Origin of the sequence: Larkinella sp. (genome assembly GCF_965227735.1) — a bacterium.
Lineage (GTDB): Bacteria > Bacteroidota > Bacteroidia > Cytophagales > Spirosomataceae > Larkinella.
The window spans coordinates 6555814-6578400 of the sequence record NZ_OZ245776.1 but is presented as its reverse complement, the minus strand read 5'-3'; the positions used below and the strand labels follow the sequence as shown (position 1 = coordinate 6578400).

The following is a 22587-nucleotide window of genomic DNA, read 5'->3' as shown; positions in this document are numbered from 1 at the left end:
CAGCAGAGGGAGAGGGATTCGAACCCCCGGACCTGTTACAGTCAACAGTTTTCAAGACTGCCGCGATCGACCACTCCGCCATCCCTCTGGGTCACTTATTGTGGGTGCAAAAGTAAGACGGTTTTTTTATTTTCCCAACACCCTCCGCCAAAATCCGTATTTTTTCCTTCCGATCCCCTAACTTGCCTTCCAAACCATCCGGGTTCGCGCCCGGTCGACGGCTATGTGGCAGGAAGAAAACAACCAACTCACCCGAACCTTCACGTTCCGGGACTTCAGCGAAGCCTTCGCGTTTATGACCCGCGTGGCCCTCATCGCCGAAAAAATGGACCACCACCCCACGTGGACCAACACCTACAACCAGGTCTCGTTCCAACTCAGCACCCACGACGCGGGCAACACCGTGACGGAGAAAGACCGCAAACTGGCGGAAGCGATCGATAAACTTATTGAGTGATTGAGCAAATGAGTGATTGAGTGAAGGACTGCGTCATCGCGCCTAGTCTGACTCTTTTCGCTCAATCGCTCAATCGCTCATTCACTCAATAAAAATGAAACTCTACCTTGTCCCCACCCCGATTGGTAACTTAGATGACATTACGCTGCGGGCGGTGAATGTGCTGAAGTCGGTGGATGCCATTCTGGCGGAAGACACGCGCACGTCGGGCTTTCTGCTGAAACACCTGCAGATCAGCAAACCGCTCCACAGCTACCACATTTTTAATGAACACCAGACCGTGCAGCGCGTCATTGCCCAACTCAAAGCGGGCAAAACCCTGGCGTTGGTGTCGGACGCCGGAACGCCCGCCATCTCGGACCCCGGTTTTCTGCTCGTGCGCGAGTGCATCAAACACGAGATTCCGGTCGAGTGCCTGCCCGGCCCCACGGCTTTTGTCCCGGCACTGGTCAACTCCGGTTTGCCCGCCGACCGGTTTACGTTCGAGGGGTTTCTGCCCCACAAAAAAGGCCGCCAGACCCGGCTCGGTGAACTGGCTGAAGAAACCCGCACGATGGTTTTCTATGAGTCTCCCCACCGGCTCGTGAAATCGCTGACCCAGTTTGCCGGGGTTTTCGGCCCCGACCGACAAGCCAGCGTATCGCGCGAGCTGACAAAACTATTTGAAGAAACCGTTCGCGGTTCGTTACAGGAAATAATTACGTACTTTGCCGAAAAAACGATAAAAGGTGAACTTGTCATTGTTGTCCAGGGGAAATAGCCAACGACTTCTGAAAGCTGTTTTCGTTATTCTATATTCGTCATTCGTTATTCATTATTCATCCGGCCAGTCGCTTTCCCCCCAGGCCAAAGTCAGCCTGATCACGGTGGCGCCGGGGTCCGAATTGTACTCGTCGTTTGGCCATACGGCCCTCTGGATCAGCGACCCGATGTATGGCGTCGACCGGGTCTATAACTACGGCACCTTTGCGTCCTACGCCGACAACTTTTACGTCAAATTTCTGAAAGGCACCCTGCCCTACTACGTGTCGGTGTATCCCATGCCAAACATGATTTACGGATCGCAGTTGGAAAACCGCACGCTCAAGGAGCAAATCCTGAACCTGTCGGATGCCCAGAAACAGCGGCTGTTTCAGCTCCTGGAAACCAACGCCCTGCCCGAAAACCGGGAATACAGCTACCGGTTTTATTACGACAATTGCGCCACCCGCCCGCGCGACATGCTCGTCAAAGCCTGTGGCGACAGCCTGCGGTTTGCCAACGTGGTCGATTCCACCAAGTCCTACCGCGACTGGATGAACGAATACATTGCCAACCAGGCCTGGGCGCGGATGGGCATGAATCTCGGCATTGGCTATCCGGCCGACATCAAGGCCACGCCCTGGCAGGCCATGTATTTGCCCGACAATGTGTACACGGAAGTCGACCACGCCCGAATGATCACCGCCAACGGACAGGAAACACCGCTCGTGGCCAACAGCCTGATGCTGTTCCGGGCCGTCACGGCGGAAGAAACCAACGCCTTTCTGACGTATTTGCTTTCGCCGGATTTCTTCTTTGCGGTGCTGCTGGTGGTGGTTTTTCTGATCACCCGCCGTCAGCAACGGGCCAAAAAAGCCGGTTTCTGGCTCGACCGGCTACTGTTTGGCTTTACCGGTTTCTGGGGTTGGTTTCTGGTTTTTCTGTGGTTCGGCACCGACCACGGCGTCACGACCTGGAACCCCGCGCTGCTGTTCATGATGCCGCTTCACGTCCCGCTGATTTTCTGGATCACGCGCCGGGGCAATCCGCAAACAATCCGGATGTATTTCCTGTTGACGATGGTGTGTCTGGTGTTGTTCTTTTTGTACGCGTTTTTTCAGGATTACCTCTACGGGTTTACGTTCTTTTTACTAACCTTGTTGTTTCGTGCGTTTTACCAATTCCGCACGGCATCCACCCAAACCGCAGCGTCCACTTATGCCAGGTCCTGATATCCAATTGGCGGGTTTAACCCAGCAAATCACTGAAATTGCCCGGCAGGCCGGGGCATTCATCCGGCAGGAAAGGCTTTCGTTTTCCAGTGAACACATTGAATACAAAGACGTTAACAATCTGGTTTCGTACGTTGATAAAGAAGCCGAGAAGCTGATTGTCGAAGCGTTGCACACGCTGCTGCCCGAAGCCGGTTTTATCACCGAAGAAGGCACCACCGGCCAGAACGCCGACCGCACCGGCCTCAACTGGATCATCGATCCGCTCGACGGCACGGCGAATTTCATTCATAATCTGCCGGTTTTTTCGGTCAGCATCGGGCTGGCTGATGGCAAAACACCGATTGCGGGGGTGGTTTACGACATCAACCGCGACGAGTGTTACCACGCCTTCACGGGCGGTGGAGCCTGGTGTCTGCGCAATGGCGCGGTCGACGAGCGCATCGCCGTGTCGCCCGCAACCCGGCTGCATGAAAGCATGATTGCCACCGGTTTTCCGTATTCCAGCATGGACCGCATCGAACGGTATCTGGCCATTCTGGCGTCGCTCATGAAGCGCACCCACGGCCTGCGCCGGATGGGGTCGGCCGCCATCGACCTGGCCTACGTCGCCTGCGGGCGGTTTGAAGCCTATTACGAATTCAACCTCAACTCCTGGGACATGGCCGCTGGCGTGTTGCTGGTGCGCGAAGCGGGCGGCATCGTCACCGACTTCAACGGGGGCGACGAGTTTCTGTTCCGGGGCGACGTGCTCGCCGGTTGCGCCATGCAACCCGAACTGCTGGCCGTTATCGAGGAATACTGGAACAACGAAGGATCACTGCCGATTCGTTAAAAATAAGGTTTTATGTCCGACACCAACGATCTCCGCTATCCCATTGGCCCGTTTACCTACGGTCAATCCTATACGTTCGATCAATCGCAGGAACACATTGCCGCCATTGCGGTTTTTCCGCACAACCTCACCGAACTGGTGGGCCGCTGGGGGGACAGCCGACTCGATACGCCCTACCGCCCCGGTGGCTGGACCGTCCGGCAGGTGGTTCACCACGTCGCCGACAGCCACATGAATGCCTACATCCGCACCAAACTGGCATTGACCGAAGACATTCCGACCATCAAACCGTATGACGAAAACGCGTGGGCGACCCTCCCCGACTACCGGCTTTCCATCGCACCGTCGCTGGTCATTCTGAGCAACTTACACCAGCGTTGGGTAGCGGTTTTGAATGCCCTGACCGAAGCCCAGCTCCAGCGGCTGTATTTCCACCCCGAAAGCAAAAAGCAGTTTTCGCTCGCCGAAGCCCTCGCCAACTATGCCTGGCACGGCGAACACCACTACCAACACGCCTACCAGCTCGCCCTCCGGAACCATTGGGTGTAGTGAAGAGTTATACCCCTAAATCCCCAAGGGGACTTTTAACATCCAATTCAAGCGGTTTCCAAGTCCCCTTTAGGAGATTTAGGGTAACAATTCTCAATTAATCATGTTCGAACAACTCCTCATCGGTCTGATTTTCCTGGGTGCGGTGGCCTACCTCGGTCGTCGGGCGTGGAAGAGTCTGTTCCGGAAAGAGGCCGGTTGTGCGAAGGGATGCGGGTGCAGCACCGATACAAAAGTCGCGTCTGTTAACAAATCAGGGCAGTTACCAGTTAACTAATTGGTAGTACGTATTCCGGCCCAACATGACGAGTGACCAAAGCGAGGGAAGCCGCTTCCCTTCTTATATTCCCATTACCGCGATCCTGGCTTTGCTGATGGCGGGTATCTTTTCCTGCAAAAAAGTCAACCCTGAGCCCCCCGCAGCCCGCAATTTCGATGATTCCCTGACGGCCGACAGTTCCTACGTGACGGCTCCGATTCTGTTTGAAGTTTCTGAACTCGAAGAAAAAATCAACAAAGCCCTTGGCGTGGTGCTGGTCGAAAAGGCCGAAATCAAAAGCGGAAAATCCCGGTCTTTAAACCTGCGTATCGAACGAAACGGACCAATCAAGCTGGCTTTTGACGGTACCCGGCTGACATTCAGTGCGTCCCTGAAAATCTGGATCAGCAATCCCCTGAATCTGCTGACCAACTCAAAAGACACCAGCAACCGGGTGTACAGCGCCATCGACGTGCGGTTTCGCAGTCCGCTGACGGTACAGGACAACTGGCGCGTGCAAACCCGCGTCGAGTTGGAAAACTATCGCTGGATCACTGAACCCCGGATTCGGGTGCTGGGTATAGACATCCCCGTTACCCGCCTGGCCGACCGCATTCTGGAGAAACGGGAGGACGGCATCGAGAACGCCATCGACAACGCGGTTTTTAACGAACTCCGGCTGGATCGCGAACTGCGAACCGTCTGGAACGATATTCAGAAACCGCTGCTCATCAACCGGCAGTTTCAGCAGGTCTGGCTTCTCCCCCGTCCCTATGCTGTGCTGGTCGGACCGATTCGCGGCAATCCGAAAACGATTGTGATTCCGATGCGGCTCAAACTGGGCGTCGACACGAAATTTGGTACCCGACCGGTTTACACCCCCCTGGCCCAACTTCCGCGCTTGCAGAAAGTGGCCTCGCTGCCCATGATGTCGCGCATCAATTTGCTGAGCCGCATTCCCTACACCCAACTGACGGCGGTTCTGAACACCTTCATCCGGGGTAAAAAACTCAACGTGATCAACCACCTGGTCAACATCGAAAAAGCCGATATTTACGGGGGTGAACACGCCCTCATCGTTCGGACCGACATCAGAGGAGCCATCCGGGGAAGCCTCTATTTCCGGGGTCGGCCAGCTTTCGACACCATTCGGAACGAACTGGTGATGAAGAACATCGACTACGATATCCAAACGGAGCAATCCCTGGCGCGGGTCGCCGACTGGCTGCTCCACGATACGCTCAAAGACACCCTGCAGGCTACCCTGAAACTACCGCTTCAGGAGCATTTCACCCTGCTTCCCCATAAAATCGAGACGGCTTTTTCACGGGCCAAAGTGGGCCGCAAAGCCCGCATCGACATTCCGAAATTTGAGCTAAAACCCAGGGCCATTGCCGTTCGGCCCGACGGTTTGTACATTCTTCTCCACGCCGATGCCGCGATGCGGCTTGAAGTTGTAGATTTGTAAACTGTAGACCTTAAACTTCACCCCCAACCGAAGCGTCGGCCCTTCAGGAGGTTGGGGGTAATCAGTTCACCAATGAGTTCAGAAAAAAGAGACCCGGAGCAATACGTCGATTTAGGGCATAGCGATGTGGAAAACCACCTCAAAACGCAGGTGGCTTTGTACGAAAAGCGATTGAAAGAAGGCGGTTCGGCCAACAAAGTGGCCGCGTTTTTTGCGACCAATCTGTTCGGATTCGCCTACCACTACCTCAAAAGCCGCTTTGGCCCCAAAGCCGCCTACCAGTTTTACCCCAGCAACGGCGACGACGGCATTTATCCGCTGCATACCTATTCCGAAACCATAACGATAGCGCTGGTGTCGGACTGGGCCACCGACACGCCCGAATCGGATTTGATCGGTCACCTGATCCGCGATCATGACCCGGATTATACCCTTCACCTCGGCGATATATATTTTGTCGGTACCCCGGAGGAAGTGGCTACCAACTTTACGGACCCCGATGCGTCCTGGCATTTTGGCAAACACGGCAGCCTGGCATTGTCGGGCAACCATGAGATGTATTCCAACGGCACGGCCTACTTTAAGCACCTGCTGCCCGCCATGAAAATCCGCAAGGGGAGCCAGATTGCCACCCAACAGGCCGGTTTTTTCTGTCTGGAAAATGAACACTGGCGAATTATCGGACTCGATACGGGCTACAACTCGACCAACCGTCCGTTGCTGGAAGTGCTGTTTAAACCCGACTGCAACCTGCGGAAAGAGCAGGTGCAATGGCTGACCGAAACCGTGAAGCTGGGCAACCCGGACGACAAACGCGGCATCATTTTCCTGAGTCACCACCCGTATTTCTCCTCGTTTCGCGACGATCACCCGGTGGTGGGTCGGCAACTCAAAACCATCTTTGGAGCCGCCGAACGGCCGGTTCTGTGGTTTTGGGGTCACGAACACCGCCTTTCGTTTTACAATCAATACGGTTTTCCGGACGGGATTAAAGCCTGGGGGCGTTGTGTTGGCCACGGCGGCATGCCCGTCGAAACCGATCCGCCGGACCAAGGACACCTGGGCCAGCTTGTGTTCTACGACCAGCGCGTTCGGGAGCGCATCCGCCGTCGCGACGTCGGCTTTAACGGTTTCGCCATGCTGTCCATCAACGGCCCGGCCATCGACATCAACTACATCGACCAGACTAACAAAACCGTCATCGCCGAACGCTGGACCGTCGACCCCACCGGCGCTTTATCCTCCGAAATCATCGAAGTCCATCCGGACGTAACGAAATATTAATTAAGAGTGAAGAGTTGGCTGACGCACTCTTCACTCATAACTCTTCACTCTTAACTCCCTTCGGGTTTCCACCGCCACAAATACCGGGATGCCAGCGTGCGATGGGGACGCCAGGGCTCGGCGATTTCGTGAAGGCGTTTGTATAAAGCCCGACCGGTTTCGGTCAGGCCGTAGGCTTTCACCATCTTCTGGCGAATCACCAGATCATCGATCGGGAACACGTCGGGCCGATCCAGCACAAACATAAGCAGCATTTCGACCGTCCAGCGGCCCACGCCTTTGATGGGGAGCAGGTATTGCACCACTTCTTCGTCGGTCAGTTGGCCAAGGTACTCGCTGGTCATCGGGTTTTGCAGGGCAAACGCGGCCACACTTTGCATGTAGACGGATTTCTGGCCCGACAACCCCGCACTCCGCAATTCCTCCGGCGACTTGGCCACCAACTGCTCCGGGTGCGGATAGCCATCGGGAAACAGGGCCAGAAACCGGGTAAAAATAGAATCGGCGGCTTTGACAGAAATCTGCTGCGAAACGATGCTTTCCAGCAACGCCAGGTAAATCCGGTTTTGGCTCGGGTCTTCGTCGTAGGCAAACGCCACTTTGGGCAAGGGCGTCGACGCAATAATTTGCTTCAGAATGGCATCTTTGGCGAGATGGTCAAGTGGCATGGGAAAGGTACTTTCTGGTCCTGGAATAGAAACGATAAAGATCGGAAGTAATGCGCAGACGGACACGGTTTCAGGGCGGTTTTCCGCTCCCCGATAAACCGAATGATGGGCTTCTTTCTACACTTCATCCGGAAGTTGTTCCGGTTCAGCGGGTTGGAAATTGGGTGAGGCAGGAAAGTGCGGCAATTTTGTACTGTTCGAAATGAAAAAAGCCTATCCACACCACTTTTTGTTCATCCACTCACTCTCATGAAAAAAGTTTTTAAAATCATCGGCTACGGATTCGGTGCCCTCGTTTTGCTGATCGCCGGTTATGGCACGTATGTAGCCGTTGTGGGCGTCCCGAGCTACGATCCGCCCACGATTCCGGAAATCACCGTCGAAAGCACCCCCGCCCGGGTGGCCCGTGGCGAGGTGATCGGCCAGATCCAGTGCCTCGCCTGCCATGCCAACAACGAAAACCGCCTGACCGGCAAATACCTGGGGGAAGTACCGGCCCTCTTCGGCAAGCTGTACTCCAAAAACATCACCCAGGACGTGGAAAAAGGCATTGGCAACTGGACCGATGGAGAATTGATTTACTTCCTGCGAACCGGAGTCCGGCGCGACGGCACCTTCGCCCCCATTATGCCCCAGTATCCCAACATGGCCGACGAAGACCTGAAATCCGTGGTGGCCTGGCTACGCTCGGACCGCTTCCCGGTTCAGGCCACCAAGGAAGAAGCCCCGGAATCGGAACTGAGTTTTGTATCGAAACTGCTGACACACACGCTGATGAAACCCCTTCCCTACTCACCGGCACTCGTTTCGCTGCCCGACAGCACCGATCCGGTTGCGTTGGGCAAGTATACCGCCGACGCCATCGGCGACTGCTATAGCTGCCACTCCGGCGACCTAATCGATCAAGATAAAGTCCATCCAGAAAAGAGCAAAGGCTATTACGGCGGTGGAATTGAAATGAAAGGCGAAGGCGGCAAACCCGTCATTACAGCCAACCTGACGTTCGATGAGCAAACGGGAATTGCCCAAAAATACACCAAAGAGCAGTTCATCCGGGTGGTGAAACTCGGCGTTCGGCCCGACGGTTCGATTCTCAAACAGCCCATGTTTCCGCGCCCCATGCTGTCGGACAACGAAGTGGGAGCCATTTATGAATTTCTGAAAACCGTACCGAAAATTCAGAACGACATCGCCAAAAAGAACGCAGAACTGCAACTGGCGGAGAAATAACAACGGGGGTCGGCGTCCGGAGGTCAGACCAGCGGCAACGTTACCCGAAACTCCTGCCCGGTTTCTTCAATTTTCGGAACCGGCTGGCCCAGCATCTGGTATTTGGTCAGGATGTTGCTCAGTCCCACCCCGTTGGATAGAATGCGACTGGCTTTACGCTGAAGGTTATTGCTCACGATCAGGTGCTGTTGCGCATCGGTCGTGAGCACAATCGTGAGTGGCTGTTCGGGCAGAATGATGTTGTGTTTGACGGCATTTTCAATCAGCAGTTGCAGTGTCAGGGGCGGCAGGTGCATCGTTTCCGTGCCGGGATAAATCCGGGTCACCAGCGTCAGGGCTTCGCCGTGGCGGGTTTTCAGCAGATGATAATACGATTGAATGAATTCCAGCTCGTTTTGCAGGGGCGTCAGCGCGCTTTCGTTGCTGCGGAGCAAATACCGGTATACCGAACTGAGCTCTTCGGCAAATACTTCGGCCTGCTGCGGGTTTTCGCTAATGAGCGCCGTCAGAGAGTTGAGGCTATTGAACAGAAAATGCGGGTTGACCTGTTGCCGAAGGGTGTAGAGCTGGGCCTGAAGCTGGGCTTTACTCAGTGTATCGACTTCCCTGCGCGACTGCTGCCAGTGTCCGAAACTATCCATGCTTTCGTAGGTGATGACCACAATCGCCACGATGAGGATGGTGAACACCACACTCAGCAACAAGCGGCTCACCTCCGGTTCGAAACCTGGCATGGCGATGAACCAGTACACGAAAAAGAGAACCGTCACATGCAAACCGGAACTGAGGGAGCAAAACAGAAACCGCCGGAAGGCGCGGTCTACGTACTGGTCAGGATCAGGATGCAACTGGTTGATCCGAATGGCAATGCCGTTGTTGACATACCAGGCTGTAAAGGACTCCAGAAAGGCCAAACCGGTCGCCAGCCCGAGGGTTTTCCAGTTTCGCCAGTAGTCATTGCCCAGCAGCAGCCAGTTCAAAATACTGATATACAGTGGAACAACGATGATTTGTAAAAGCCAGTCGTATCGGGAATAGGCCAGAAGTTTCATAGGAAGCAGAAAGCAGAGCCGCTTTTCAAATCTACGAAATTCTCCAGACAGGTCAATAGGCCATATCCAAAACGAACCAGCACTGATTCAGGCCACACTAAAGTCGCAAAGCTCCTACCCCGGATGCCACCACACACCAGACCCTGAAAGGGTCCCATCATTAGCCCCGGATGCAATCCGGGGAATGCCGGATGCCACCGCGCACCAGACCCTGAAAGGGTCCCATCATTAACCCCGGATGCAATCCGGGGCTAATGATGGGACCCTTTCAGGGTCTGGTTCGTTGGCCGGGATTTCTGTTCCATTCCCCGGATTGCATCCGGGGTTAATGATGGGACCCTTTCAGGGTCTGGTGCGTTGGTCAGAGAATGGGATCATTTCGCATCGTGGAAAATGATGCCTAACGTGTACCGGTTACCGGAATGAACCGCGCTGACGCCGTGTTTCATCGTTACGCGGGAGTACCCTCTTGTGCCTTTTTTAGGTCTGAACTGGGTGGTAAAGAGCAAAATATCGCCTTGTTTTGGAACCAAAACCGTCGCTTTGGACTGCGCCCGGGGAGCCTGTTCGGTTAAAACAAATTCACCCCCAGTATAGTCGGCACCCGGTTCGCTCAAAAAAACGACGGCCTGTAAGGGAAAATACACATCCCCGTACAAGTCCTGATGCATCGCATTGTAGCCGCCGGGACCGTATTTCAGCAGCAACGGAGTAGCCCGGTTCTGCTCATTCCGGTGGCATTCATCCAGAAAACCGGTGTGTTCTTCGGGATAGTGAATTCCTAGTTTCAACAACCCCGCCCACTGATTCGCGACCGGCGCAATGGCTTTATAAAGTGCCGTTCGCAGCGTCTGGATGGGTTCAGGAAGCAGATACTGAAAATATTTGTATTCACCCTGCCCGTAGCCGTGACGCTCCATTACGACTGTTTTCCGAAAATGACCCGGTTCATCGTACAACGCCTTCAGAGACTGGCATTCGTCCTGGTGGAGAACCTGAGAGAGAAGCGCAAAACCGTTCGCATGGAGCGATTCACGCGCGTCATCCCAGTTGATTTGATCGATTCTCATTCTACGGCCTTTTTTATAAGGATTTGTTTTCTCTTGTCTAACTTCTCACGTCGACCATTTATTTCCCTGCATAAGCGGCTTCCCAGCCTAATAAGGCGGTTTTTCGGGTGGCTCCCCAGCGGTAGTTTCCAAACAAACCGGTTTTTCGGATGACGCGGTGGCAGGGAATCAGGTAGCCCACCGGATTGGAGCCGATGGCCGTTCCGACCGCCCGCGAAGCCGTCGGCATACCGATAGCCGCAGCAATCTGGTCATAACTCACCACCTGCCCTTCCGGAATGCGCAACAGGGCTTCCCACACTTTCAGTTGAAACGGTGATGCCTTCACCAGAACCCGCAACGGTTTTCGCGCAGAATCGGTAAAAATCGTATCAGCCAGCGGGCGAAGCGTTGCGGAATCGGGGATGATCGTGGCTTCGGGCCAGTCGGTGGCAAAGCGGTGGGCAATGCTGATGGCATCGGTCAGTTCGGCCTCTTCCAGAAACTCCAGTCGGCAGATTCGATCACCGATCATTCCCAGCAGATAGGGCCCAAAGGGGCTTTCAAAAACCGCATACCGGATCGTCAGGCCGTCACCCGCCTGCTTGAACTGGCCGGGCGTGACGCCTTCCAGCACCACAAACAAGTCGTGCAAACGGCCCGTACCCGACAGCCCGGCTTCGTCGGCGGCTTCGGCCAGGGAGAGACCTCTGCGCAGCCGTTCCTTGGCAAAATCGAGGGTTAAATACTGTAGAAATTTCTTGGGACTCACACCCGCCCAATCCGAGAATAACCGCTGAAAATGGTAGTCGCTCAGGTTGGCACGGTCGGCCACCTCAGCCAGCGAAGGTTGCTGACGGAAGTTTTCGGTCAAAAACTCAATCGACCGGGCAATCTGCTGGTAGGTAGGATTGGTTTCTGTTTCGTACATGGTTGTTGTCGTTTGCATGAAACAAAAGTATCCTATAAACCCCACCGACGAAACCCGATTCTTGCGGACTTTTCCGGCTTTACTGCTTGATAAACCGGCGGGTATAAAACTGGTGTTCCGTCCTGAACAGGATGATATACACGCCTTTTGCCAGGGTCGAAACGTCGATCTGGTGTTGCTGCCCCACTGCCAGTTGCCGGGTTTGCAACGGCTGGCCTGTCAGGGTTATGATTCGGGCCGAAAGGGTTGGATAGGGCAGTTCAGGAACGTTGATGGTCAGCAGTTTGTCGGTCGGAACGGGGTATATTTTTGCCAGATCCGGCTGGTGCTTGCCCATCAGCTTTTCCAGTTCACTGAAAAATTTTGTTTTTGACATCTCTTTTTCAGACGAGGTGATCCGGCCACTGATCCGTTGATCTTCCCGAACGACATAGGTACCACAGCCGTTCAATTGATAATCACCGTTGCGCTCGTCCTGATAATACGCGTTTTCGATTCGGTCGAGAATGAGCACCAGTTTATCGCCTTTCTTAAAGCCATTCGTGTAGAGTCGGCACATGAACCCCGGGTCGCCCCACACCCGTACCACAGACTTTTCCTCGCTCCCGTTCAACACCTCTACGATTTTTACGTCCATGCCGTGAGCCTCGTGTTCCCGGACTTCCGCCCGGACGATCAGCGCACCGGGCTGCCAGGCGGCTTTCTCGGCGATGGTCAAAAAAGCGCCGGCATCCACACAGCTACACGCCTGAACGTCGGTGATCCCGCCCAACCCCGCGCCCACCATCATCATAAACAGTAGTATTTTTCTCATTATCTCTCCGTTTTTTTGAGAGAGACTCCAATTCGGCCAGATTGGTTGGAATCAGTTTACGGTATTCGGTTTACGGTATTCGGTTTACGGTTTACGGTTTACGGTTTACGGTTTACGGTTTACGGTTTACGGTTTACGGTTTACGGTTTACGGTTTACGGTGGCTGACGCATGAAGCACGCGTCAGCCACCGTAAACCGAATACCGTAAACCGTAAACCGTAAACCGATCTTTACCCCTTCACACCAATCAGCGCGCCCGCTTTGATTTCATCGACCACGGCCGGGTCCAGCAACGTGGAGGTGTCGCCCAGGCTTCCGGTTTCGCCTTCGGCAATTTTGCGCAGAATCCGGCGCATGATTTTTCCGGAACGGGTTTTGGGTAATCCGCTGACAAACTGAATCTTGTCGGGTTTGGCAATCGGGCCGATCACGCGGCTCACCGTCGCCAGAATGTCCCGCTTCATCAACTCCGCATCGCTGTGCGATACCTGATTTTCGGCAATCACATACGCGTAAATGCCCTGCCCTTTGATGTCGTGCGGATAGCCGACCACGGCACTTTCCACCACGCCGGTGTGCATGTTGATGGCATTTTCTACCTCGGCGGTTCCGATGCGGTGGCCCGACACGTTCAGCACGTCATCGACCCGACCCGTGATCCGGTAATAACCGTCTTCGTCGCGTAAACAGCCGTCGCCGGTGAAATACAGCCCTTTGTAAGTACTGAAATACGTTTGCTTGCAACGTTCGTGGTCACCGTAGGTCGTGCGGATGATGCCCGGCCACGGAAACTTGATGCACAGGTTTCCGCTTACGCCATTGCCTTCGATTTCCTGCCCATTTTCGTCCACCAGCAGGGGTTGAACACCCGGCAGCGGCAGGGTGGCATAGGTCGGCTTGGTTTTGGTCAGTCCGGCAATGGGCGAAATCAGAATACCGGCGGTTTCGGTTTGCCACCAGGTATCGACAATCGGGCAGCGGTTTTTGCCAATGTGATCGTCGTACCAGTGCCAGGCTTCTTCGTTGATCGGCTCGCCCACCGAACCCAGCACTTTCAGTGAACTCAGGTCGTGGTTTTCCACTTTTTCCAGCCCAAAACTCATCAGCGAGCGGATCGCGGTTGGGGCGGTATACAGAATATCGACCTTGTATTTGTCGACAATGTCCCAGAAACGACCGTTGTCCGGCCAGGTCGGAACCCCCTCGAACAGCAGCGATGTGGCTCCACAGGCCAGCGGGCCGTAAACGATGTAACTGTGTCCGGTAATCCAGCCAATATCCGCCGTACAGAAATGCACCTGGGCGGACGCGCCCCCGGCCGATTCATACTGGAACACATTTTGGAAGGTATAAGCCGTAAAGATCATGTAGCCCCCGCAGGTATGCACAACGCCTTTGGGTTTGCCCGTCGATCCGGAAGTATAGAGGATGAAAAGCATGTCTTCCGCGTCCATTTCCTCGGCGGGGCATTCGGCGGTAACCTGCTTCAGTTCCTGCTCCATCCAGACATCCCGGCCTTTGATCATCGAAACCGGGGTGCGGGTGCGGGTCAGCACAATTACCCGTTTAACGCTGGGGCATTGCACCAACGCGTCGTCGACGGTTTCCTTCATCGGAATTTCCTTGTTTCCGCGGTAGGCACCGTCGGACGTTATCACCAGACGACACTGCGCATCGTTGATCCGGTCGGCAATGGACTGGGCCGAAAAACCGCCAAACACCACGGAGTGAACGGCCCCGATGCGCGCGCAGGCCAGCACGGCAATCGCCAGTTCCGGCACCATCGGCATATAAATACACACGCGATCACCCTTATTAACACCGTTGCGTTTCAACACGTTAGCCATTCGGCACACCTGATCGTGCAACATGCGGTAGGTCAATGTTACTCCGGCTTCGTTCGGGTCGTTGGGCTCCCAGATGATGGCGGGCTGATCACCGCGCTCAGCCAGATGCCGGTCCAGACAGTTTTCGGTAATGTTGAGTTTCCCCCCCACAAACCACTGCACGTTCGGTTCTTCAAAATTCCATTGAAGCGTTTTTTTCCACGGCTTTTTCCACTGAAAATTCTGAGCGATTTCAGCCCAAAAGCCCTCGGGGTCCTCGACGCTGTAGCGATACGCTTCCTGGTACTCGTCAAAGGTTCGGATTTGAAAATTCATATGCTTGAAATACTAAAGTTCAGGCCGCTAAACTACACTAATTTGCTTTAATTTTTATCGTATTCACCCTGCCAGGCATACCGTCCGAACAACGCCAGACCGGCGGTGATGGGAAAAAAAATGACGACAATTACCAGCCAGAATACATAGTCTTCTGCACTGGCCGTTTCGGATGTTAGTTTCTGAATGGTTTGATACGGTAACCCGATCATCAGGGCGAGTCCGGCCAGCATACAAACCAGACCAAGTACTTTTTTTATGGCGTTCATGGCGGAAAGGGTTAATCGTCAGCGGTTTTGTACTGTTTTTTGTCGATGTATAAAGCCCCGATCACGAAGCAAACGGCGGCTATGCCGATCGGGTACCACAAGCCCTGCAAATAGGCTTCGAGCGTGTTTGTCTTCTTCGCCGTTTCAACGAGACTAGTTGCAATAAATGGCGTCAGACCGCCAAAAACGCCGTTTCCAATGTGGTAGGGCAACGACATGGACGTATACCGGATTCGGGTCGGAAACAGCTCGACCAGGAAAGCCGCAATGGGGCCGTAGACCATCGTCACGTAGAGCACCTGGATAAACACCAGAACGGTCATGAGCCAGAACGACTCGTCTCCCAACGTCACTTCCTTCACCACCGCCGTGCCGGGCGCAGCACCGGTTTTGGGCTGTGTTTCCCGGTAAACCGTGCCGTCATCAAAATAAGACACCGACGAAACCGTGGCTTTAAATTCGTTCGTCTCCCCGATGCGTTCCTGTTTGGTTTCGATGCTTCGCCGGAAGGTTAGCTCGGTTTTCTGCGTCAGGTCGGCCAGGCTGTACATGGCCCGGTAAATGGGTCGGTATGTCAAAACGCCGAGCAACATCCCGGCCAGCATGATGTTCCGGCGGCCGATGCGGTCGGACAAACCGCCAAAAATGACGAAGAACGGCGTCGCCACCATCAACGCAATGGCAATGATGTAATTCGACTGCGCAAATTCAACGTTGCAGACTTTCTGAATGAACGACAGGGCGTAAAACTGCCCGGTATACCAGATGACGCCCTGCCCCGCCGTAGCACCGAACAGAGCCAGCAACACCATTTTCAGGTTGGCTTTTTTGCCAAAACTCTCTTTCAGTGGATTGGTCGAGACTTTTCCTTCACTTTTCAGTTTCTGAAAAATAGGCGATTCCGACATCTTTAGCCGGATGTAAATCGAGACCCCGACCAGAATGGATGACAGCAGAAACGGCACCCGCCAGCCCCAGCTCGTGAAAGCGTCGGTACCCATCGCCTGCCGGGTGAGCAGAATGACGCCCAGCGAAACGAACAGGCCGAGCGTGGCCGTTGTCTGGATAAAACTGGTGAAATACCCCCGCTTTCCATCGGGCGAGTGCTCGGCCACGTAGGTAGCCGCTCCACCGTATTCACCGCCCAACGCCAGCCCCTGAACGAGCCGGAGCAGCAACACCAATGCCGGTGCCAGCATCCCGATGGTTTCGTAATCCGGCACGCAGCCGATCAAAAACGTGGACCCGCCCATCAGCACGAGCGTCAGCAGAAAAGTATATTTTCGACCCACCAGATCACCCAGCCGACCGAACACCAGCGCCCCAAATGGCCGCACGATGAAACCGGCGGCAAAGGTTGCGAGCGTCGATAAAAAACCGGCGGTAGGGTTGTCTTTCGGAAAAAATTGGGCGGAGAGAATCGTTGCCAGACTGCCAAAAATGTAGAAGTCATACCACTCGATGAGAGTGCCGACCGAGGAGGCCGTTATGACCCGCCAGACTCCGGTTGCTTCGGAGGGTGCGGATTGTTTGATACGCATGTACTGTGTAGGGTTTTGGAATGCGGCATAAAAAAGCAACTAAAACCGCTTTTTTCCTACTAGTAGGCGAAAAAGGAGTGTTTTTAGGGGAAAGAGTGATAAATGTAAAATAATGAATTTAAGATGCAAAAGTGCCTGTATCTGAAACACTTTTGCGTTTTAAATTCATTATTTTACATTTATCATTCCCATTTTAAACCGGTTCAATATGAATCAACACATCATAAACCGCCGGTTTTTCTTCCAGAATGACGGCTTTCACTCGGTGGGCAATGTCGTGTCCCTGCCGAACCGGAATATGACCCTCCACCAGGACGTGCAGATCGATAAAATACTCAAAGCCGGTTTTACGAACCCGGTATTTGTCAATGCCCTTTACTTGCCCCCGCTCGGCCTGATGCGGTTTGGTGGATTGTTCCATAGTATGTTTCAGAAAAGATAGTTCAACTGGCCAGTTTAGCCCGTTCGGCACTGATAAAATACGCGCCCTGCCGAACGATCGACGCGGGATTTACTATCGGTGGTAACGTCACTTCCGTCTGATTGTTTTGGGTGATACCGGTTTGAATTTCAACCCGTTCGAAACGGTACGTACCCGCCGGGCTGTTGGACTGCCGGACATATAGGAACGTCCGCTTCCCTTCTTTCACCAGCGCATCCGACGGCAGGGCCACCACACGCCGGGGGGCCGCCAGGATCGTCGCCCGAATGTACGATCCCGCAAAAAGCCGACCGGATTGATTCGGCAGCAGATTGGCGTGTACCAACACGGTTTTCGTATGGGCATCAAACGCTTGTCCCACCCGGTAGACTTTGGCCAGCATCTCGCCGGTGGGTTGCTGCGAGGCCACAAAGCGAACCAGCTGGCCTTCGTGAATGTGTCGGATATCGTTCTCAAACACCCGTAATTCGAGATACAGGTGGTCTTTATTCACGATTTCGACCAGCGCATCGGTGGGCCCGGCATACTGACCAAGCCGCAAATTTACTTTATCGACATACCCGCTAATGGGAGCCAGCAGCGGAATTGTCCGGCTGATGGTACCCCGGCGTAGCGTTTCCAGCGGAATATGCAATTGAGCAAGCTGCGCTTCCAGCGAAGCCAGCAGGGCTTTGGTCGTTTCAAACTCGGCTGTCGATTGCTGGAGTTTTCGCCGGGCGCCCACTTCTTCCCGGCTCAATTCCGTTTGCCGATCCAGCTCCTGGCGTTCAAACCGACTCCGGGCCAGGGCTTGCAGATACTCCTGCTGAAGTTTGATGTAATCCGGATGTTCCAAAACCGCTAAGGGTTGCCCTTTGCGAACAAAATCGCCTTCCACCAGATGGGCCGATCGCACAAAACCGCCCATGGGGGCGCTTACTGTTGCCCATTGATCCGGTGGCGCTTCGAGTTTGCCCGTGGCCTGAATGGTTTCCCCCAGCGTCAGCGTATCGGGACCACCCAACTGAATGCCGGTTTCGCGAAATTGAGCTTCGCTGATGGTAATGGTGGTGGCAGACGAATCCGATGTCACGCGCGGGGTTTCCTGATCCGTAGTCGAGGGGGATGAGCAGGCTGCCAGACCACCCAGAATGGCAACCATACATGCTTTCATTTGAACTTTCATCAGTAGTAAGATTGGATCAGGGAGCGGTGGGGACATACCCCGCCAGCGCTTCCTGTTCGATGAAGGATTGATTATACTGGGCCACCGCATTCAGGTACTGCTCCCGAAGCTGCCAGGCCTGGGTCGTGCTCTGCACAAACTCGAGGTATTCGATATCCCGGTCAGGTAGCTTTGTTCAGCGGTTTTCAGAATGAGATTGGCCTGGGGCAGTGCCGACGTTTCGTAGTAAGCCAGCGTATTCAGCGACTGACGGAACTGCTGTTCCCGAATCGCCAACTCACCCCGGAGCCGGTGTTGCTGGTAGCTCAACTGGCGGTCGGCAACCTGGCTCTGGAGCCGGGCCGCTTCCAGCCTTCCCCGCAGCGGAGCCAGAAAAAGTGGCAGCGAAACGCCTGCCTGATACACCCCGTATCCTGCCTTTCTCTCAATGGACTGCGACAAATAGCCCAGGCGCAGATCGGGCCAGAACCGCTGTTTTTCCAGATCAGCCTGACGGCGGGTCTGTTCGACCTGCTGACGTTGAAAGGCGAGCAAGGGATTGGCATCCAGCGAGGTCGGAGAACCTGGCATTCCGGCTTTTAAGGCCCCGGTCGTGTCAATCGTCACCGGCCCGGTTTCCTGCACCAAAATGGCCAGTTGCTGCCGGCCGATGGCGATGTCGGTTTGCAGCATGGCCAGACGGTTTTGAATATCCCGCTGGCGGGATTCCGAAGTCACCTGTTCGAGCCGGTTGGTTTCGCCGGTTCGGTAGCGTATCCCGGCAGCCCGTGCTGCCCGGCGATAGAGCGTATCCTGCGCCTGGATCAGTTTTACCCGTTCGTAGTCAATCCGAAGCTGATAAAAAGTCAGCCGAACCTTTCGAACCAGCTCCGCCCGGCTAATGGTCACCTGCTGCTCGGCGACACGAACCTGCGCCTGATTGAGTCGTTTTTGTGCCCTGTACACCGACGGCATTGCCAGCGACTGCATCACGGACAGGCTGAAATCGACCGGATAAGACTGGATTTGCCCCCGCTGGTAATCGACGGTGGTGCGCGGAATGTCCCAGGCCACTTTTTTCAACTGCTCGGCAATTTTCACTTCCAGCGCCGTGGCCTGTAAGGCTCCATTGTTTCGCAACGCGCGCCCAATAGCCTGTTCCACAGTCAAAGCTGGTGAAACAGGTTGCGCCCTAACCACGGTAATGCCCGAAAAACTGATAAGCAGCCCGGCCAGCATTGATACAACCGCCGATGAGCGGTTTTTTGCGGGACGAGATGCGATACGATCTTTCCGACCAGCCACCAGACGATACAGAACCGGCAACAGCACCAGCGTCAGCAGTGTGGCCGATACCAAACCGCCAATCACGACCGTGGCCAGCGGTTTTTGCACTTCGGCTCCGGCAGAAGACGACAACGCCATCGGCAGAAATCCCAGCGATGCCACGGCCGCTGTCATCACAACCGGTCGAAACCGGACTGCCGTTCCCCGCTTCACCCGTTCCGTAACATCGGTTATGCCTTCGGCTTCGAGCTGGTTAAAATAACTGATCAGGACAATCCCGTTCAGCACGGCAATCCCGAAAAGAGCAATAAAGCCAACCCCCGCCGAAATGCTGAACGGCATGCCCCGCCCCCACAAGGCCAACACACCACCAATGGCCGAAAGCGGGATGGCCGTAAAAATCATGAGTGCCTGCGCCAAGGAGCCGAACGTAAAAAACAGCAGCAAACCAATTAGAACCATCGCCAGTGGCACGGCAACGCCTAATCGCTCCTTGGCTTTGACGAGGTTTTCAAACTGACCGCCGTAGGTGTAACTATACCCCGGTGGCAGCGGCACGTCTTTTTCCAGCACGGCTTTCATCTCCCCAACCAGGCTTTCCACATCGCGTCCCCGAACATTCACCCCGATCGTGATCCGCCGTCGGGCATTATCACGGGAAATCTGCATGGGGGCGTTTTGGTAGCGGATGGACGCTAACTGGTCCAGCGGCACCTGTTGTCCGTTCGGCAGATCGACGTAGAGCTGGCGGATGTTGTCGATATCCTGCCGGTAGGCACTGTCGAGCCGTACCACCAGATCGAAGCGTTTTTCGCCTTCGAAGACCACCCCGGCGATTTCGCCCGCAAAGGCGGTTTTCAGAATGCGGTTCAGGTTAGCCACGGATACGCCGTACTGAGCCAGACGCGACCGGTTGTACGAAACCAGCATCTGCGGCAAGCCACTGATTTGTTCCACTTTCAAATCAGCCACGCCCGGAATGGTCTTCAGTTTAGCGGCAGCCAGATTGGCTTTTTTGTACAGAACGCCGAGGTCTTCTCCGTAAATTTTAATGGCAACATCGGACTTGACACCCGTCATTAATTCATTAAATCGCAACTGGATCGGCTGTGTAAACTCCAGATTTAGTCCGGGCAACACGCTCAGCGCTCTTTCCATCTTCCGAATGAGTTCTTCCTTGGTAGCCGCGGTAGTCCACTCGCCGGGTTCTTTCAGTAACACCATAACGTCGGCGGCTTCAATCGGCATGGGATCAGTGGGAATTTCGGCGGTCCCGATTTTGGAAATGACTTCCTTTACCTCCGGAAAACCGTTTTTAAGAATGGTCTCCATACGCCGGGTGGTCTCTACAGTTTGCGTGAGCGACGAACCCGGTTTCAGCGTCAGGCTAATGGCAATATCGCCCTCATCGAGGTTGGGAATAAATTCGCCCCCCATCGAGCCAAATAGCAAAACCGCTCCGGCCAGCAAAAGGGCCGACAATCCCAGCACGGTTTTTTGCCAGCGTAAGGCGCCATTGAGCAGTGGTTTATACAACCGGTAGAGGGCTTTCATAAGTCGGTCGGCCAGGGTTCCTTCTTCCTGAATGTCTTTGCGAAGCAACGTAGCCGCCATCATCGGCACATAGGTGACACAAAGAATCATCGCACCAATAATGGCAAACCCGACCGTCAGGGCCATGGGCCGGAACATCTTGCCTTCGATTCCGGTCAGCGACAGAATGGGTACATACACGATCAGAATAATCAGTTGACCAAACAGGGCGGAGCGCATCAGGCGGCTGGACGAATCCAGCGCAATGTCATCCATCGACTGCGAGCGGGCGGCCTGGGTGTGGACGATCTGGAAAATCATGCTTTCGACGATGATAACGGCCCCATCGACCAGCAAGCCAAAATCAATGGCTCCCAGGCTCATCAGGTTGGCCGAAACCCCGAAAACGTGCATCATTCCCAGCGCAAACAACATACAGAGCGGAATCACGGAAGCCACCACCAGCCCCGCCCGCCAGTTTCCCAGCAGCAGCAATAACACACTCATGACGATCAGCCCTCCCTCCAGCAGGTTCTTGCTGACGGTATGGATGGCCTTATCAATGAGGACTTTTCGATCCAGAAATGGTTCGATAATTAAACCGGGTGGCAAACTTTTCTGAATTTCGGCCATGCGGGTTTTGACGCCTTCGATGGTTTTTTCGGAGGATGCGCCCTTGAGCATCAGCACAATACCACCCACCACCTCGCCCCGGCCATTCCGGGTCATGGCTCCATAACGCACCGCATGGCCCACGCCTACCTTGGCTACATCCCGAACCAGAATGGGTGTTGGACCAACATTCTTGACGACAATCTGGCTGATTTCTTCCGGGTTTTTGACCATTCCTTCGCCCCGGATAAAAAAAGCTTCCGGCCCCTTCTCGATGTAACTGCCACCGGTATTGGCATTATTCGCTGTCAAAGCATCGACCACTTCGGTCAACGTCGTGTTCATCCCCCGCAATCGTTCGGGGTCGATGCGGACTTCGTATTCTTTTAAATAACCGCCCAGACTGCTGATGTCAACGACGCCCGGCACGCCCGCCAGTTGGCGTTTGATGAGCCAGTCCTGCACCGTGCGCAGGTCGGTTGCCGTATACCCGTTTTTAAAACCGTCTTTCGGGCGGATGACATACTGATAGATTTCCCCCAACCCCGTCGTAACCGGTGCCAGTTGGGGCGTACCGTCGGTCAGTTGCCCTTCGGCGGTTTTCAGTTGCTCGGCGACTAACTGGCGAGCCAGAAACGTTGGCGTCGATTCTTCAAAAACCACCGTAATAACGGACAAACCGAACCGGGAAATCGACCGGATTTCCGTAACGCCCGGCACATTTCGCAAGGTGGTTTCGAGGGGAAAGGTGATGAATTGTTCGGTTTCCTGAGCCGCCAGTGACGGAACCTGGGTGATGACCTGAACCTGATTGTTGGTAATATCGGGAATGGCGTCGATGGGCAGTTGCCGGAGGGCGTAGGTTCCCCAGGCAATCAGTGCCACGACACCCAGCATCACCATCAACTTCTGGTTGATGCTGAACTGAATGATTTTTTGCAGCATAAAAAAGTAACTCGTTGAAAATGAATAGCAGGCAGACTAATCCCGTGCTGGTGACACGAGCTCAGACGCCAAACATCAGTGC

20 protein-coding genes and 1 tRNA gene are annotated in these 22587 nt (G+C 54.6%); 9 read left to right on the top strand and 12 right to left on the bottom strand.

Annotated elements, in window-relative coordinates:
- Positions 1 to 3: 3 nt before the first annotated feature.
- A tRNA-Ser gene (locus ACO064_RS25725) sits at positions 4 to 88 on the bottom strand.
- A gap of 108 nt (positions 89 to 196) precedes the next feature.
- Here ACO064_RS25725 and ACO064_RS25720 point away from each other — a divergent pair.
- The 8 genes from ACO064_RS25720 (at position 197) to ACO064_RS25685 (ending at position 6825) form a co-directional block, all read left to right on the top strand.
- Positions 197 to 457, top strand: a complete 261-nt coding sequence (locus ACO064_RS25720) for a 4a-hydroxytetrahydrobiopterin dehydratase (RefSeq protein WP_421831066.1) — start codon at positions 197 to 199, stop codon at positions 455 to 457.
- A gap of 94 nt (positions 458 to 551) precedes the next feature.
- Positions 552 to 1217 carry a 16S rRNA (cytidine(1402)-2'-O)-methyltransferase gene (gene rsmI, locus ACO064_RS25715; RefSeq protein ID WP_421830056.1) on the top strand — a complete coding sequence of 222 codons (666 nt, stop codon included), beginning with the start codon at positions 552 to 554 and terminating at the stop codon, positions 1215 to 1217.
- Positions 1186 to 2430, top strand: coding sequence for a DUF4105 domain-containing protein (locus tag ACO064_RS25710; RefSeq protein ID WP_421830055.1), 1245 nt, complete (start codon positions 1186 to 1188; stop codon positions 2428 to 2430). Before rsmI ends, ACO064_RS25710 begins: the two co-directional genes overlap by 32 nt.
- Positions 2417 to 3265, top strand: coding sequence for an inositol monophosphatase family protein (locus ACO064_RS25705; RefSeq protein ID WP_421830054.1), 849 nt, complete (start codon positions 2417 to 2419; stop codon positions 3263 to 3265). Before ACO064_RS25710 ends, ACO064_RS25705 begins: the two co-directional genes overlap by 14 nt.
- 12 nt (positions 3266 to 3277) lie before the next feature.
- Positions 3278 to 3814: a YfiT family bacillithiol transferase gene (locus ACO064_RS25700; RefSeq protein ID WP_421830053.1), complete on the top strand. Its 537-nt coding sequence runs from the start codon at positions 3278 to 3280 to the stop codon at positions 3812 to 3814.
- 103 nt (positions 3815 to 3917) lie between these two features.
- On the top strand, positions 3918 to 4091 hold the full coding sequence (locus tag ACO064_RS25695; protein WP_421830052.1) for a FeoB-associated Cys-rich membrane protein: 174 nt from the start codon (positions 3918 to 3920) through the stop codon (positions 4089 to 4091).
- 25 nt (positions 4092 to 4116) lie between these two features.
- Positions 4117 to 5541, top strand: coding sequence for a DUF4403 family protein (locus ACO064_RS25690; RefSeq protein WP_421830051.1), 1425 nt, complete (start codon positions 4117 to 4119; stop codon positions 5539 to 5541).
- A gap of 72 nt (positions 5542 to 5613) precedes the next feature.
- Entirely contained in the window at positions 5614 to 6825 is a 1212-nt protein-coding gene (locus ACO064_RS25685; RefSeq protein WP_421830050.1) for a metallophosphoesterase family protein, read from the top strand.
- A 50-nt stretch (positions 6826 to 6875) separates the two neighbouring features.
- Here ACO064_RS25685 and ACO064_RS25680 read toward each other — a convergent pair whose 3' ends face one another.
- A complete protein-coding gene (locus ACO064_RS25680) occupies positions 6876 to 7493 on the bottom strand; it encodes a DNA-3-methyladenine glycosylase family protein (RefSeq protein ID WP_421830049.1) in 618 nt (205 codons plus the stop codon).
- Between the two features lie 249 nt (positions 7494 to 7742).
- Here ACO064_RS25680 and ACO064_RS25675 point away from each other — a divergent pair, with 249 nt between their 5' ends.
- Positions 7743 to 8723, top strand: a complete 981-nt coding sequence (locus ACO064_RS25675; RefSeq protein WP_421830048.1) for a c-type cytochrome — start codon at positions 7743 to 7745, stop codon at positions 8721 to 8723.
- 23 nt (positions 8724 to 8746) lie between these two features.
- On the opposite strand, the gene ACO064_RS25670 is transcribed toward ACO064_RS25675, so the two are convergent.
- The 10 genes from ACO064_RS25670 to ACO064_RS25625 form a co-directional block, all read right to left on the bottom strand.
- A complete protein-coding gene (locus ACO064_RS25670; RefSeq protein WP_421830047.1) occupies positions 8747 to 9775 on the bottom strand; it encodes a sensor histidine kinase in 1029 nt (342 codons plus the stop codon).
- A gap of 374 nt (positions 9776 to 10149) precedes the next feature.
- Positions 10150 to 10845, bottom strand: a complete 696-nt coding sequence (locus ACO064_RS25665; RefSeq protein WP_421830046.1) for a 2OG-Fe(II) oxygenase — start codon at positions 10843 to 10845, stop codon at positions 10150 to 10152.
- 58 nt (positions 10846 to 10903) lie between these two features.
- Positions 10904 to 11755, bottom strand: a complete 852-nt coding sequence (locus ACO064_RS25660; RefSeq protein ID WP_421830045.1) for a methylated-DNA--[protein]-cysteine S-methyltransferase — start codon at positions 11753 to 11755, stop codon at positions 10904 to 10906.
- Between the two features lie 79 nt (positions 11756 to 11834).
- Positions 11835 to 12569, bottom strand: a complete 735-nt coding sequence (locus ACO064_RS25655; RefSeq protein WP_421830044.1) for a T9SS type A sorting domain-containing protein — start codon at positions 12567 to 12569, stop codon at positions 11835 to 11837.
- Between the two features lie 231 nt (positions 12570 to 12800).
- Positions 12801 to 14732: an acetate--CoA ligase gene (acs, locus tag ACO064_RS25650; protein ID WP_421830043.1), complete on the bottom strand. Its 1932-nt coding sequence runs from the start codon at positions 14730 to 14732 to the stop codon at positions 12801 to 12803.
- 47 nt (positions 14733 to 14779) lie between these two features.
- Positions 14780 to 15001, bottom strand: coding sequence for a DUF6814 family protein (locus ACO064_RS25645; protein ID WP_421830042.1), 222 nt, complete (start codon positions 14999 to 15001; stop codon positions 14780 to 14782).
- An 11-nt stretch (positions 15002 to 15012) separates the two neighbouring features.
- On the bottom strand, positions 15013 to 16542 hold the full coding sequence (locus tag ACO064_RS25640; protein WP_421830041.1) for an MFS transporter: 1530 nt from the start codon (positions 16540 to 16542) through the stop codon (positions 15013 to 15015).
- Between the two features lie 193 nt (positions 16543 to 16735).
- The gene (locus ACO064_RS25635) at positions 16736 to 16963 is read right to left on the bottom strand and encodes a cation transporter dimerization domain-containing protein (RefSeq protein WP_421830040.1); all 228 of its coding nucleotides are present in this window, start codon (positions 16961 to 16963) and stop codon (positions 16736 to 16738) included.
- Between the two features lie 22 nt (positions 16964 to 16985).
- Complete coding sequence (locus ACO064_RS25630) at positions 16986 to 18149, bottom strand: efflux RND transporter periplasmic adaptor subunit (protein WP_421830039.1); 1164 nt, start codon at positions 18147 to 18149, stop codon at positions 16986 to 16988.
- Between the two features lie 90 nt (positions 18150 to 18239).
- Positions 18240 to 22505, bottom strand: coding sequence for a CusA/CzcA family heavy metal efflux RND transporter (locus ACO064_RS25625; protein ID WP_421830038.1), 4266 nt, complete (start codon positions 22503 to 22505; stop codon positions 18240 to 18242).
- Positions 22506 to 22587: the final 82 nt, after the last annotated feature.